Origin of the sequence: Streptomyces sp. NPDC091209, assembly GCF_044757755.1 — a bacterium.
Taxonomy (GTDB): Bacteria; Actinomycetota; Actinomycetes; order Streptomycetales; family Streptomycetaceae; genus Streptomyces.
On record NZ_JBIVVR010000006.1, the window covers coordinates 195,888 to 208,343 of the forward strand.

14 protein-coding genes are annotated in these 12,456 nt (G+C 70.7%); 7 read left to right on the forward strand and 7 right to left on the reverse strand.

Annotation, left to right across the window (positions count from 1 at the left end; genetic code table 11):
* Nucleotides 1–29 precede the first annotated feature (29 nt).
* Nucleotides 30–923, forward strand: a complete 894-nt coding sequence (gene arsM / locus ACIQRL_RS19160) for an arsenite methyltransferase (protein WP_401332694.1) — start codon at nucleotides 30–32, stop codon at nucleotides 921–923.
* Nucleotides 924–1,115: 192 nt separating this feature from the next.
* On the opposite strand, the gene ACIQRL_RS19165 is transcribed toward arsM, so the two are convergent.
* Nucleotides 1,116–2,222, reverse strand: coding sequence for a serine hydrolase domain-containing protein (locus tag ACIQRL_RS19165; protein ID WP_401332696.1), 1,107 nt, complete (start codon nucleotides 2,220–2,222; stop codon nucleotides 1,116–1,118).
* Between the two features lie 143 nt (nucleotides 2,223–2,365).
* Entirely contained in the window at nucleotides 2,366–3,484 is a 1,119-nt protein-coding gene (locus ACIQRL_RS19170; protein ID WP_401332698.1) for a hypothetical protein, read from the reverse strand.
* Between the two features lie 201 nt (nucleotides 3,485–3,685).
* Between ACIQRL_RS19170 and ACIQRL_RS19175 the strand changes: the two genes are divergently transcribed.
* Complete coding sequence (locus ACIQRL_RS19175; RefSeq protein ID WP_401332700.1) at nucleotides 3,686–4,840, forward strand: cystathionine gamma-synthase; 1,155 nt, start codon at nucleotides 3,686–3,688, stop codon at nucleotides 4,838–4,840.
* A 56-nt stretch (nucleotides 4,841–4,896) separates the two neighbouring features.
* On the opposite strand, the gene ACIQRL_RS19180 is transcribed toward ACIQRL_RS19175, so the two are convergent.
* The 3 genes from ACIQRL_RS19180 to ACIQRL_RS19190 form a co-directional block, all read right to left on the reverse strand.
* Complete coding sequence (locus tag ACIQRL_RS19180) at nucleotides 4,897–5,148, reverse strand: hypothetical protein (protein ID WP_401332702.1); 252 nt, start codon at nucleotides 5,146–5,148, stop codon at nucleotides 4,897–4,899.
* The gene (locus ACIQRL_RS19185; RefSeq protein WP_401333358.1) at nucleotides 5,145–5,642 is read right to left on the reverse strand and encodes a sigma factor-like helix-turn-helix DNA-binding protein; all 498 of its coding nucleotides are present in this window, start codon (nucleotides 5,640–5,642) and stop codon (nucleotides 5,145–5,147) included. The genes ACIQRL_RS19180 and ACIQRL_RS19185 overlap by 4 nt, the downstream gene beginning before the upstream one ends.
* Before the next feature lie 198 nt (nucleotides 5,643–5,840).
* Entirely contained in the window at nucleotides 5,841–6,347 is a 507-nt protein-coding gene (locus tag ACIQRL_RS19190; RefSeq protein ID WP_401333360.1) for a MarR family winged helix-turn-helix transcriptional regulator, read from the reverse strand.
* 165 nt (nucleotides 6,348–6,512) lie between these two features.
* On the opposite strand from ACIQRL_RS19190, the gene ilvA reads away from it, so the two are divergent.
* The 3 genes from ilvA (at nucleotide 6,513) to ACIQRL_RS19205 (ending at nucleotide 9,817) form a co-directional block, all read left to right on the forward strand.
* A complete protein-coding gene (gene ilvA / locus ACIQRL_RS19195) occupies nucleotides 6,513–7,742 on the forward strand; it encodes a threonine ammonia-lyase (protein ID WP_401332704.1) in 1,230 nt (409 codons plus the stop codon).
* 186 nt (nucleotides 7,743–7,928) lie between these two features.
* Nucleotides 7,929–8,963, forward strand: coding sequence for an ATP-binding cassette domain-containing protein (locus tag ACIQRL_RS19200; protein ID WP_401332705.1), 1,035 nt, complete (start codon nucleotides 7,929–7,931; stop codon nucleotides 8,961–8,963).
* The gene (locus ACIQRL_RS19205; RefSeq protein ID WP_401332707.1) at nucleotides 8,960–9,817 is read left to right on the forward strand and encodes an ABC transporter permease; all 858 of its coding nucleotides are present in this window, start codon (nucleotides 8,960–8,962) and stop codon (nucleotides 9,815–9,817) included. The genes ACIQRL_RS19200 and ACIQRL_RS19205 overlap by 4 nt, the downstream gene beginning before the upstream one ends.
* 149 nt (nucleotides 9,818–9,966) lie before the next feature.
* Here the strand turns inward: ACIQRL_RS19205 and greA are convergent, their stop codons facing one another.
* The gene (gene greA, locus ACIQRL_RS19210) at nucleotides 9,967–10,464 is read right to left on the reverse strand and encodes a transcription elongation factor GreA (protein ID WP_401332709.1); all 498 of its coding nucleotides are present in this window, start codon (nucleotides 10,462–10,464) and stop codon (nucleotides 9,967–9,969) included.
* A 210-nt stretch (nucleotides 10,465–10,674) separates the two neighbouring features.
* Nucleotides 10,675–11,076, reverse strand: coding sequence for a DUF4307 domain-containing protein (locus ACIQRL_RS19215; protein ID WP_401332710.1), 402 nt, complete (start codon nucleotides 11,074–11,076; stop codon nucleotides 10,675–10,677).
* A gap of 151 nt (nucleotides 11,077–11,227) precedes the next feature.
* Here ACIQRL_RS19215 and mca point away from each other — a divergent pair, with 151 nt between their 5' ends.
* Both mca and ACIQRL_RS19225 read left to right on the forward strand, forming a co-directional pair.
* Nucleotides 11,228–12,109: a mycothiol conjugate amidase Mca gene (gene mca, locus ACIQRL_RS19220; RefSeq protein ID WP_401332712.1), complete on the forward strand. Its 882-nt coding sequence runs from the start codon at nucleotides 11,228–11,230 to the stop codon at nucleotides 12,107–12,109.
* Nucleotides 12,102–12,380 (forward strand): hypothetical protein, encoded by a 279-nt coding sequence (locus ACIQRL_RS19225; protein WP_401332714.1) that lies wholly within the window; start codon nucleotides 12,102–12,104, stop codon nucleotides 12,378–12,380. The genes mca and ACIQRL_RS19225 overlap by 8 nt, the downstream gene beginning before the upstream one ends.
* Nucleotides 12,381–12,456 lie beyond the last annotated feature (76 nt).

A 12,456-nucleotide genomic window follows, 5' to 3' on the forward strand; every position in this document is an offset into this window, starting at 1 on the left:
TGGCGTGCCCCGTCATCCAGGAGTGAGTCATGAGTGATCAGCCCACTGAACTGCGCGAGACCGTTCGCCGGCGGTATGCCGCCGCGGCCGTGAAGGTGACCGAGGGCGGCACCGCCTGCTGCGGGCCGCAGCCGGTCGAGGTGGACGAGAACTTCGGGTCCACCCGCTACGCGGCCCATGAGCGGGACACCCTGCCCGCCGAAGCCGTCGCCGCCTCACTGGGCTGCGGCAACCCGACCGCGGTGGCCGATCTCCACGAAGGCGAACGCGTCCTCGACCTCGGCTCCGGCGGAGGCATCGACGTCCTGCTCTCGGCCCGTCGCGTCGGCCCCACGGGCAGGGCGTACGGCCTCGACATGACCGACGAGATGCTCGAACTCGCCCTGGCCAACACCAGGAAGGCCGGCGCGACGAACGTCGAGTTCCTCAAGGGCACCATCGAGGCCATCCCGCTCCCCGCCGGCACCGTCGACGTGGTGATCTCCAACTGTGTGATCAACCTGTCGACCGACAAGGCGGCGGTGTTCGCCGAGACGTTCCGTGTTCTGACGCCGGGCGGCCGCATCGGCGTCTCCGATGTCGTCGCCGACGACAATCTGACACCCGGGCAGCGCGCGGAGCGCGGCGACCACGTCGGCTGCATCGCCGGCGCCCTGTCCTTCGCCGAGTACCGCGCGGGCCTTGAGGCGGCGGGTTTCGTGAACGTCGAGATCACCCCCACGCACTCGGTGGCCGACGGCATGCACTCCGCCATCGTGCGCGCGGGCAAACCGCGGACCGAGGCGCGGACATCCCGTACGACCGGGTCGGCCGACGCGTGCTGCGGCGTCAACGCCTGCTGCACGTCCGCCGAGACCCCGGCCGACCCCGGAGTCCCGGTCGCGGAGGCCAAGTCCGCGGCGGGCTGCGGCTGCCAGAACTGAGGGACCTTCGGTTTCGGCACAGTTCGGCGACCCCCGTCTCGCCGAGCTGTGCCCATGGCTGAGCCGGGCTCGGGCGTTGCCCCCGCCCCTGACGGGCTCGGACCCGGGCGCCGACCCTGACCCGGGCTCTGACCCGGCTCTGACCCGGCTCTGACCGTGCCCCGGGCCCTGACGTGGGCCGGGCCCGTCGGATCAGCTCCGTAGGCCCTGGAGCCCGTCGTAGGCGGCCATCACCATCTCCAGGCCCCGGGTGTCGTCCGCGGGCTCGCGCATCTGCTGTGTCACGTAAGCCACCGTCATACGGTGCTCGGGATCGATCACGACCAAGGAACCGCCCCAGCCGCCCCACCCGTAGGTGTTGTCGAACAGCCCGTAGCCCAGGCCCCAGCGCACGGGCATCCCCAGGACGCGGTCCTCGCCGCTGAACTGCTCCTGCCGCGCACGGTCACAGCCGGCCTGCGACAGCAGCCGCGTCCCGCGCACCGCTCCTCCGCAGGCCGGCACCGACTGCGTGAGGGCGATCGAACGGGCGTTGCCGAATCCGTTCGCCGCGGGGATCTCCGCACGACGCCAGGCCACGCTGTTGCCGTCACGGACCCGAATGCGGGTGGCGGCGGTGGGAGCCGCCTTGCCGCCGGGCGCGCTCGCGGCGTAGTCCTCGCTCTGGCCGGACGGCGGGATCGCGCGTGCCACCCGGTGGTCGTGCTCGGCGGGCAGCCCGATGCGGAAGTCGGCGTCCAGCGGTCCGGCCACCTCCTCCGCGAAGAACTCGCCCAGGCTGCGGCCGGTGATCCGGCGTACGACCTCGCCCACGAGGAATCCCTGGGTGAGCGAGTGGTACCCGGCGGCGCTTCCCGGCTCCCATCGGGGAGCCTGCGCCGCCAGACGTGCGGTGGCGGCCGGCCAGTCGTACAGGTCCTCGACCGGCCCGTCCCAGTCGGGCAGGCCCGCGGTGTGCGCGAGCAGGTGCCGCACCAGCACCTTCTCCTTGCCCGCGTCGGCGAATTCGGGCCAGTAGTGGCCGACCGGCGCGTCCAGGTCGAGTTCGCCACGGTCGACCAGGATCAGCGCGCACAGCGCCGTCATCGTCTTGGTGACGGACCAGACGCTGGTGATCGTGTCGCGCTGCCACGGGATCGTGCGGTCCGCGTCGGCGAACCCGCCCCACACGTCCACCACCGGTTCGCCGTCCACGAAAACGGCCACCGAGCCACCGGCGTCGCCCTCGTCCAGCAGCGCGGACAGCGCGTTGGGCACGGCGGTGAAGAGGTCGTCGTACGAGCCCTGGATGTCGGCCATGCCTCGTGTTTAGCCCGCCGCGGTCCGGCGGGGCAACCGAATTCCCGGGCCGCGGTCACCCGGCTCGACCCCCGGATCCGGCGGCCCGGACCGTAGGCTCCCGGGCTCCCGGGCCGCCGAGTCGTCCTCGCCGCGCCTGACGGTCAGAGCGACAGCGTCGCCGGGCTTCCGCCGTTCGCCTCGTATCCCGCCACCGCGAGGGCGCGGTATATCGCGTAGTCCGCGGCCGGGTCGGGGGTCAGGGTCCAGGGCAGGGCGCCGACGTGGCCGTCGACGTGCACCAGTTGGTCCATGGCCTCGGACCAGCGCTCGCCGCGGACCAGGAAGAGGACCAGCAGATGGCGGACGTGGGCGAGCATCGGGTCGTCGGGGCGGGCCGCGTGGACCGCGTACAGCGCGCCGTGGACGGCCTTGGTCACGACCTCGCTCTGGTAGAAGCTGCGGACCAGGTTCACCTCGGGGAGGTGCTCGAAGACCGCGAAGAGCGGCATCGCCGCGAGGAGGGAGCCCTGCGGTGCGCGAGCCGCCGCGGCCTCCGCGAAGGAGTACGCCGTCTCCCGCGAGCCGTGCCACTTCTCGCACCAGTAGTGCAGGGCCGCCAGATGCGCGCCCATGTGGGAGGGCGCGCGGTCCAGGATCTTCAGCCAGAGCTTCTCGAACTCCGGCTGGGAGTAGGCGAGTCCACGGGCCACCGACAACTCGATGATGTACGGGACCGGGTCACCGGGGGACAGCAGCGCCGCCTCGCCGCACGCGGACCGCGCCTCCTCCATGATGATCCGGAAGTCGTCGGTCCCCGGCGTCGAGGTCCGCCATGCCTGCTGCACCAGGAACTCGGCGTGCACCGCCGCGCCGCCCGCGTCCTTGGGGGCCTCGGCGCGCCACACCCGCAGCCACTGCCCGCCGGGTGTCTCGCTGACCCCGCCGGGGCGCTGCAGAAGCTCAAGCGACGCGGCGCCGGCGAAGGCCTGCACCCGCTGCCAGCGCGTCTCGCCCTCCACCTCGGTGCCGGCCAGCAGCTGCGAGGCCGCGCGATAGTCATGGGTCCGCTGCACCACGTCCAGGACGTTCAGCAGATCCGCGTCCGGGCCCGGCATGCGGATGTCCAGCTCCTCCTGGCGCAGGAACCCGTAGTTCGCCGGGTCCGCGGCGTCCGGGTCGCCGGGCGAGACCAGCTGTACACCGGTGCGCCCGCGCCGCAGTACGGGCAGCAGGACCAGGCTGAACATGGCCAGCGCCATCAGGACCCAGAGAATCTCCATGCCTCAAGCGAACCAGACGGGTCCGACAATTGGCCAACCCGGTCCCGGCGCACCTCCCGCGAAGGCCCCGGCACCGGACCCCGTACGGCCGTGTCACCGGCCGTGTCACCGGCCCGGGCGTCGGCCCCGTCCCGGGTCCGGCGTTGCCGGCGGGGGGCGTACGCCGTCATGAACCCCGGAGGAGCACTACGCTCGGGACTCATGAGCGACAGGCACATCAGTCAGCATTTCGAGACGCTCGCGATCCACGCGGGCAACACGGCCGACCCCCTCACCGGAGCGGTCGTCCCGCCGATCTACCAGGTCTCGACCTACAAGCAGGACGGCGTCGGCGGCCTGCGCGGCGGTTATGAGTACAGCCGCAGCGCCAACCCCACCAGGACCGCCCTGGAGGAGAACCTCGCCGCCCTGGAGGGCGGTCGCCGCGGCCTCGCGTTCGCGTCGGGACTGGCGGCCGAGGACTGCCTGTTGCGAACGCTGCTGAGCCCGGGCGATCACGTGGTGATCCCCAACGACGCGTACGGCGGCACCTTCCGGCTCTTCGCGAAGGTCGTCTCCCGGTGGGGCGTGGAATGGTCGGTCGCCGACACCAGTGACCCGGAGTCGGTGCGGGCCGCCCTCACCCCGAAGACCAAGGTCATCTGGGTCGAGACACCCTCCAACCCCCTCCTCGGCATCACCGACATCGCCGTGGTCGCGCAGATCGCGCGCGAGGCGGGCGCCCGCCTGGTCGTCGACAACACCTTCGCGACGCCCTACCTCCAGCAGCCGCTCGCGCTCGGCGCGGACGTCGTCGTGCACTCCCTGACCAAGTACATGGGCGGTCACTCGGACGTCGTGGGCGGCGCCCTGATCACCGGTGACCAGGAGCTCGGCGAGGAGCTGGCGTACCACCAGAACGCGATGGGCGCGGTCGCCGGGCCCTTCGACTCCTGGCTGGTGCTGCGCGGCACCAAGACGCTCTCCGTGCGCATGGACCGGCACAGCGAGAACGCCGGACGGGTCGCCGAGATGCTCACCCGGCACGCGCGCGTGACGAGCGTTCTGTACCCGGGCCTCCCGGAGCACCCCGGTCACGAGATCGCCGCCAAGCAGATGAGGGCGTTCGGCGGCATGGTCTCCTTCCAGGTCGCGGGCGGCGAGGAGGCGGCCGTCGAGGTCTGCAACCGCGCCAAGGTCTTCACGCTCGGTGAGTCGCTGGGCGGGGTGGAGTCCCTGATCGAGCACCCGGGACGCATGACGCACGCCTCGGCGGCCGGTTCGGCGCTGGAGGTCCCCGCCGACCTCGTCCGCATCTCCGTGGGCATCGAGAACATCGACGACCTGCTCGAGGACCTTCAGCAGGCCCTGGGCTAGACGAGAGCCGCCTTCCGGCCGGAGGCCGAGCGGCCCGGCAGCAGTGTGGAGGCAGGTCACCAGCCCGTCAGCGGTGGAGTCGTCTGCGACGGCGGCTCCACCCACGGGCGGGCCGTCGCCGCCCAGACGGCGAAGGCGACGGCCGCGGTGAGCAGCACCAGCCACAGCAGTCGCCGGGCCGCCGTCCTGCGGCGCAGCATGCGCCCTCCCCGGCGTACGACCTCGCCGTACAGGTCGGGCGGCATCGGGGGCGGCGGTGCCTGCTCCAGCATGCGTCGTACGGCGGCCTCGCGCTCCGGCCGGTTCATGACGGCGCCACCTCCACCCGGGCCGGCGCCGGGCCCCGGGGCGGGTGCAGCATCGTGGCCATGGCGCGGGCGCAGATCGCCCGTACACGTTCCGTGGGGAGTCCGAGCAGGGCCGCCGCCTGCTCGTCGGCCACTCCCTCGTACAGCCTGAGCACGAGGATCAGCCGTTCCAAGGGGGTGAGCCGGGCCAGGACGTTGTCCGGTGCGGGGCGCAGCCGCGCGAAGCTCCCGTACTGGTACCAGGCGGCGCGCTGGAAGCGCACGGCCAGTTGCCGTCGGGCACGGTCGTAGGGATCCTCGCCGTGCAGCCGGTCCCAGGAGGCGTACGTATGGGCCAGGGCCAGCGTCAGCAGCCGCCGCGCGCGCGGGTTGGCGTCCCGGGGTTCCGCGGTGAGCAGCGTGGCGGTGTGCAGCAGCCGCCCAGCCGCGCCCGCCACGAACGCCTCGAACTCCCGGGCCCGGCGGACGCCTTGGGACGCACGCCGTTCTCGCACCATGCCTCCCGCCTGAGGGCGACCCTGAGGAAGGGCCCGCGGCCGCGTGCGACCCGCCGCACCGTGTACGGCGAGGACCCGGTCTCATATGAGGCCAGAGGGCGCCTTCCGGTCAAGGGTTCGGCGCACATGCGCGCGCGCGTGGGAGACGATAGGAGACCCGGGAGCCCCGGGCCCGGCGCACTGTCCCCGCGCAGTTCAGGAGGTCTGGTCGGACTCCGCCACCGGCATGCCCTGGGCCGCCTGGCGGGCGGAGAGCGCGGTGTTGAAGCGTGTGAGGAGCGCGCAGAACACCTCACGCTCCTCCGGCGCCCATTCGTGTGTCAGCTCGGCCATCAACTGACGCCGGGACGTGCGTACTTCGTCGAGCCGGGACTGGCCGCGCGGGGAGAGCTGGAGCACCACCGCGCGTCCGTCCTCGGGGTGCGAGGTGCGCTTGACGAGCCCGGTGTCGACCAGTGGGGCGACCTGCCGGGTGACCGTCGAGGAGTCGATCCCCATGCTCGCCGCGAGCGCCTTGACGCCCATCGGCCCTTCCTTGTCGAGACGGTTGAGCAGCAGGTACGCGGCACGGTCCATGGAGTTGCGCACCTGCCCCACCCCGCCGAGCCGGGTCTGTTCCGCACGGCGCGCGAAGACCGCGACCTCGTGCTGCAGGGCTTCGAGAAGACCGGTGTCACCGACGGTCGTCATGTCCATCGACATCTCTGGTGTTGTGGGCATGGCCGGGGGCTCAATTCATGCGTGGGGAGCTGGGTTGGGGGACAGGTTACGCGGCCGGGGCGCGGGCCGTACCGGGGCTGCGCAAACCGAGTCTCGGTGCGTGGTCACGACGGGAGTGCGCCCGCGTGAACTGCGAGACTGGTGGTCATGAGCTACAGCACGGCTGACTCCTTTCCCGGCGTGACCCTCGACGACGTACGCGGCGCGCAGAAGATGCTCACGGGTGTGGCGCGGGTGACCGCGATGGAGGGCAGCAGGTACCTGTCGCGGCTCGTGGGCGCGCCGGTGCAGTTCAAGTGCGAGAACCTCCAGCGGACGGGATCGTTCAAACTGCGCGGCGCGTACGTGCGGATCGCCGGCCTGCTTCCGGAGGAGCGCGCCGCGGGTGTCGTCGCCGCGAGCGCCGGCAACCACGCGCAGGGTGTCGCGCTCGCGTCCTCGCTGCTCGGTGTGCGGTCCACCGTTTTCATGCCGACCGGCGCACCGCTGCCGAAGGTCGCGGCCACCCGTCACTACGGCGCGGAGGTGAGGCTGCACGGGCAGGTGGTCGACGAGACCCTGGCCGCCGCGCAGGAGTACGCGCACGAGACGGGCGCCGTGTTCATCCACCCTTTCGACCACCCCGACATCATCGCGGGCCAGGGCACGGTCGGCCTGGAGATCCTGGAGCAGTGCCCCGAGGTGCGCACGATCGTCCTGGGGATCGGCGGGGGCGGGCTGGCGGCGGGGGTGGCCGTCGCGGTGAAGTCGCTGCGCCCGGACGTACGGATCATCGGGGTGCAGGCGGAGGGCGCGGCGGCGTACCCGCCCTCGCTCGCCGCCGGACGGCCGGTGTCGATCGAGAACCCGGCCACGATGGCCGACGGCATCAAGGTCGGCCGCCCCGGCGACGTACCGTTCCGCCTCGTCGAGGAACTGGTCGACGAGGTCCGTACGGTCTCCGAGAACAATCTGTCCAGCGCCCTGCTGCTCTGCCTGGAGCGCGCCAAGCTGGTCGTCGAACCGGCCGGCGCGAGCTCCGTCGCGGCCCTGCTGCGCGAGCCCGGTGCCTTCGAGGGCCCGGTGGTGGCGCTGCTGTCGGGCGGGAACGTGGACCCGCTGCTGATGCAGCGCATCCTGCGGCACGGCATGGCGGCGGGCGGCCGCTATCTGGCGGTCACACTGCGGCTCACGGACCGGCCCGGCGCTCTGGCCACACTTCTCGGGGTGTTGTCAGTGGCGGACGCTAACGTCCTGGATGTGAGTCATGTACGGACCGACCCGCGGCTCGGGCTCACGGAGGTGGAGGTCGAGCTGCACCTGGAGACGAAGGGGCACGACCACTGCGCCGAGGTGAATCTGGCGCTGCGCGAGGCGGGTTACACCGTCATCGACTGAGGTCGGGGGCAGTCGTGGATCCTGATCGTCCCGCTCCGGAAAAATACATTGAGTAACGCGATACATCGCGTTACGGTGTGTGTCTGGGTCGGCGCCCGGGCGGGGTCGAGCCGGAACCATCCCCATGGCGAACAAGTCCGCATTGCGTGCACATCAAAACAATCCCCAACGACGTGGAGAACTCTCATGCCAGGCGCCATCTACGCCGAAGGCCTGGTGAAGACCTTCGGTGACGTAAGGGCTCTGGACGGTGTCGACCTCGATGTCCCGGAAGGCACCGTGCTCGGCCTGCTCGGGCCGAACGGCGCGGGCAAGACGACCGCGGTCCGCTGTCTCACGACCCTGCTGCGCCCCGACAGCGGCAGGGCCGTCGTCGCGGGCATCGACGTGGTCAAGGACCCCGACGCGGTACGGCGCAGGGTCGGCCTCTCCGGACAGTTCGCGGCGGTCGACGAGTACCTGACCGGCCGCGAGAACCTCCAGATGGTCGGCCGGCTCTACCAGATGAGGGCGAAGGCGGCGAAGGCCCGCGCGGCCGAACTCCTGGAGCAGTTCAACCTCGCCGACGCCGCCGACCGCACCGCGAAGACGTACTCCGGCGGTATGCGCCGCCGTCTCGACCTCGCCGCGGCCCTGGTCGTGTCGCCCCCGGTGATGTTCATGGACGAGCCGACGACCGGCCTCGACCCGCGCAACCGCCAGCAGCTCTGGGACGTCATCAAGCAGCTGGTCCACGGCGGTACGACGCTGCTGCTGACCACCCAGTACCTCGAAGAGGCCGACCACCTCGCGCACGACATCTGCGTGGTCGACCACGGCCGCGTCATCGCCCGCGGCACCGCCGACGAGCTCAAGGCGCAGACCGGCGGCGAGCGCGTGGAGGTCGTCGTGCACGAGCGGGAACACATGGCGACCGCCTCCGAGGTGCTGCGCGGCTTCGGCAAGGGGGAGACCACGGTCGAGGAGCACACCCGCAAGCTCACCGTGCCGGTCACCGGCGGCGCGAAGCTCCTCGCGGAGGTGATCCGCGAGCTGGACACCCGTGGCATCGAGATCGACGACATCGGTCTGCGCCGCCCCACCCTCGACGACGTCTTCCTCTCCCTCACCGGCCACGTGGCCGAGGAGAAGGCCGAGGAGAACGGCGGGTCCGAGGGCGCCCGGGCCGCCCAGGGCAAGGACGCCCGGACCGACAAGAGCAAGAAGGAGGCCGCGAAGTGAGCGCCGTCAGCGAGACCGTGCAGGTCGCGGCACCCTCGAACCCGGTCGTCCAGTCCATCCGGGATTCCCTGGTCATCGCCAGGCGGAACCTGATCAGGATGTCCCGGATCCCCGAGGTGGTCATTTTCGGGCTGATCCAGCCGATCATGTTCGTGGTGCTGTTCACCTACGTCTTCGGCGGGTCGATGAAGATCGGCGGCAGCACCAGCGCCGCCGACTACACCAACTTCCTGATGGCCGGCATCTTCGCCCAGACCGTCACCTTCGCCACCGCGGGCGCCGGAGCGGGCATCGCCGACGACATGCACAAGGGCCTCATCGACCGCTTCCGGTCGTTGCCCATGGCCCGCGGCGCGGTGCTCACCGGCCGCACCCTGGCCGACCTCGTGCAGACCGCGCTGACCCTGCTGGTCCTCGCGATCGTCGCCCTGATGGTCGGCTGGCGGGTCGGCTCGAACGGCAGCACCGACGCGTTCCGCGTCCTCGGGGCCTTCGGGCTGCTGCTCCTGCTGGGGTACGCGTTCACCTGGATCGGCGCGCTCATCGGCCTGTCCGTGCGGACGCCGGAGGCGGCCACCTCCGGCGGGCTGATCTGGCTCTTCCCGGTCACGTTCATCTCGAACGCGTTCGTGGACACCGCCAACATGACGCCCTGGCTGCGGCATGTAGCGGACTGGAACCCGTTCAGCGCCACCGTGCAGGCGTGCCGCGTGCTGTTCGCCAACCCGGGGGTGTCGACGTCCCACGCCTGGCCCATGCGGCACTCGATCTGGGCCTCGGTGATCTACTCCGTGCTGATCGTGCTGATCTTCCGGACGCTCGCGGTCCGCAAGTACCGCTCCGCGACGGCGTGACACGGATCTCGGCCCGGATGCCCACGCGGGCATCGGTCCGGTTGTCGTCTCAGGCGTCGGACCGGATGCCGACATCGACGCAGACTTCGACGCGGATATGACAATGCCCCCGGCGGGCGGCCGGGGGCATCGTCGTCGTCGGTCCGGCCTCAGCCCTGGTAGGGCACGGCCTTGAGGATCTTCACCGAGGCGAGCTTGCCGTTCGGCAGCTCGTACTGGGCGTCCTCGCCGACCTTCTTGCCGTTCACGCCGGAGCCCAGCGGGGACTGCGGCGAGTACGTCTCGATGGCGGAGTTCGCGTACTCGCGCGAGCCGAGCAGGAAGTCCAGGGTGTCGTCCTCGTCGCCGTCGAAGGCGATGGTGACGACCATGCCCGGTGCGACCGCGCCGTCCGCCGCGGGAGCCTCGCCGACCTTGGCGTTCTCCAGGAGCTGGGTCAGCTGGCGCACGCGGAGCTCCTGCTTGCCCTGCTCTTCCTTGGCCGCGTGGTACCCGCCGTTCTCGCGCAGGTCGCCCTCCTCGCGCGCGGCCGCGATCTTGGCGGCGATCTCCGTGCGCGCAGGACCAGACAGGTGATCCAGCTCGGCCCTGAGCTGGTTGTACGCCTCCTGGGTCAGCCAGGTGACGTTCTCGCTGGTCTGGGTCACAGGTGCTCCTCGTAGGTACTGGGATACAAAGCATCGCCCTACCCAGAAGCATGTTCTCTCACGGGTGGGCGAAACCACGAGCCTAACAATTCAGCGGCTCTGAGGGGAGGACATAAGACATCAGAATTGCATCAACGCAGCTCAGCTACCAGTTGCTGAGAGTGATGCCGGTCTGTGTCGATGCCGTCGGGTCCGGGTCGGCGGTGCCGCTCAGCCCGTGTGGCAGCCGAGGAGCTCCGCGGTGGAGCCCCGGGCCGTCGTACGCAGGGTAACCACCTTGTCGAGGCGGGATGTGTCCTGGTCGAAGCGGAAGTCGGCGCGGCCGACCTCGACGCCGTCGGCGCTCTGCGAACGCAGGGTGCAGTAGCCGTGCGTGCCCGCGTCCTTGTGCACCTCCAGATGCACCTCGACCGCGCTGTCCGAGACCGCCGCGAAGGTGATCACCTGGGCGCTGATCTTGGTCCCGGCGATGTAGTCGTAGCCGAACCAGCCGACCAGCACGATCAAGACGGCGCCCAGGACGCTCCCGATGATCTTGAGCTTCCGGTCGGCGCGTTCGTCCGCGGAGCGGCCGTACCGGCCCTCGGGCAGCCGTGCGCTCGCCGTACTCATGATCGTCCTCTCGGCTGGGGTCCGTGATGAGGACCCCGGAATTATTCGCCCCCCGATTCCGTCACTATAGAAGCCGCCCGAAGCGCTGATTCACGCCGGGCGCCGACAGCCGACTTACTCAGGCGACAGCCGACTGACCGAGGATTGAGTCTTGACTGACCAGCTGCGACTGATGGCCGTTCACGCCCACCCCGACGACGAGTCGAGCAAGGGCGCGGCCACCATGGCGAAGTACGTGTCCGAGGGGGTGGACGTGCTGGTCGTGACCTGCACGGGTGGGGAGCGCGGCTCCATCCTCAATCCCAAGCTTCAGGGCGACAAGTACATCGAGGACAACATCCACGAGGTACGCAAGAAGGAGATGGACGAGGCCCGCGAGATCCTCGGCGTCCAGCAGGAGTGGCTCGGCTTCGTGGACTCGGGCCTGCCCGAGGGAGACCCGCTGCCCCCGCTCCCCGAGGGCTGCTTCGCCCTGGAGGACCTCGACAAGGCGGCCGGCGAGCTGGTCAAGCAGATCCGCTCGTTCCGCCCGCAGGTGATCACCACGTACGACGAGAACGGTGGCTACCCGCACCCCGACCACATCATGACCCACAAGATCTCGATGGTGGCGTTCGAGGGCGCGACGGACACCGAGAAGTACCCGGAGTCCGAGTTCGGGCCGGCGTTCCAGCCGCGGAAGCTCTACTACAACCAGGGCTTCAACCGCCCGCGCACCGAGGCGCTGCACAACGCGCTCCTGGACCGCGGACTGGAGTCGCCGTACGGGGACTGGCTGAAGCGCTGGAGCGAGTTCGAGCGCGCCGAGCGCACGCTGACCACGCACGTTCCGTGCGCGGACTTCTTCGAGATCCGTGACAAGGCGCTGATCGCGCACGCCACGCAGATCGACCCCGACGGCGGCTGGTTCAAGGTCCCCATGGACATCCAGCGGGAGGTCTGGCCGACCGAGGAGTACGAGCTCGCCAAGTCCCTCGTCGATACATCCCTCCCCGAGGACGACCTCTTTGCGGGCATCCGCGACAATGCCTGACATGAGCGCAAGCCTGGCACTGACGCACCTCGTCCCCCTCGCCAAGGAGGTCGACCAGAACAAGGTCACCCCCGGCGTCCTCGGCTTCATCGTCTTCGCGGTGATGGCCCTGGCCGTCTGGGGCCTGATGAAGTCCATGAACCGCCACATGGGCAAGGTCACCTTCGAGCAGGACCCCGAGAACAAGGCTGCGGGCCCCGGTGACGCGGAACGGTCCGCCTCCGGCACCGGCTCCGGCTCCGGTGGAAAGGCCGCACCGGCGAAGGGCTGAGCCGCCCCCGGGAGCGGGCCCCAGCCGGTCACCGGCCCCCCGGGAGCGGTCCCTAGCGGGTCACCAGCCCCCGCGG

Excerpts from the sequence above, each read along its gene's own strand:
- arsM (WP_401332694.1), top strand. The coding sequence starts at position 30 with ATGAGTGATCAGCCCACTGAACTGCGCGAGACCGTTCGCCGGCGGTAT.
- ACIQRL_RS19165 (WP_401332696.1), bottom strand. The coding sequence starts at position 2,222 with ATGGCCGACATCCAGGGCTCGTACGACGACCTCTTCACCGCCGTGCCC.
- ACIQRL_RS19170 (WP_401332698.1), bottom strand. The coding sequence starts at position 3,484 with ATGGAGATTCTCTGGGTCCTGATGGCGCTGGCCATGTTCAGCCTGGTC.
- ACIQRL_RS19175 (WP_401332700.1), top strand. The coding sequence starts at position 3,686 with ATGAGCGACAGGCACATCAGTCAGCATTTCGAGACGCTCGCGATCCAC.
- ACIQRL_RS19180 (WP_401332702.1), bottom strand. The coding sequence starts at position 5,148 with ATGAACCGGCCGGAGCGCGAGGCCGCCGTACGACGCATGCTGGAGCAG.
- ACIQRL_RS19190 (WP_401333360.1), bottom strand. The coding sequence starts at position 6,347 with ATGTCGATGGACATGACGACCGTCGGTGACACCGGTCTTCTCGAAGCC.
- ilvA (WP_401332704.1), top strand. The coding sequence starts at position 6,513 with ATGAGCTACAGCACGGCTGACTCCTTTCCCGGCGTGACCCTCGACGAC.
- ACIQRL_RS19200 (WP_401332705.1), top strand. The coding sequence starts at position 7,929 with ATGCCAGGCGCCATCTACGCCGAAGGCCTGGTGAAGACCTTCGGTGAC.
- ACIQRL_RS19215 (WP_401332710.1), bottom strand. The coding sequence starts at position 11,076 with ATGAGTACGGCGAGCGCACGGCTGCCCGAGGGCCGGTACGGCCGCTCC.
- ACIQRL_RS19225 (WP_401332714.1), top strand. The coding sequence starts at position 12,102 with ATGCCTGACATGAGCGCAAGCCTGGCACTGACGCACCTCGTCCCCCTC.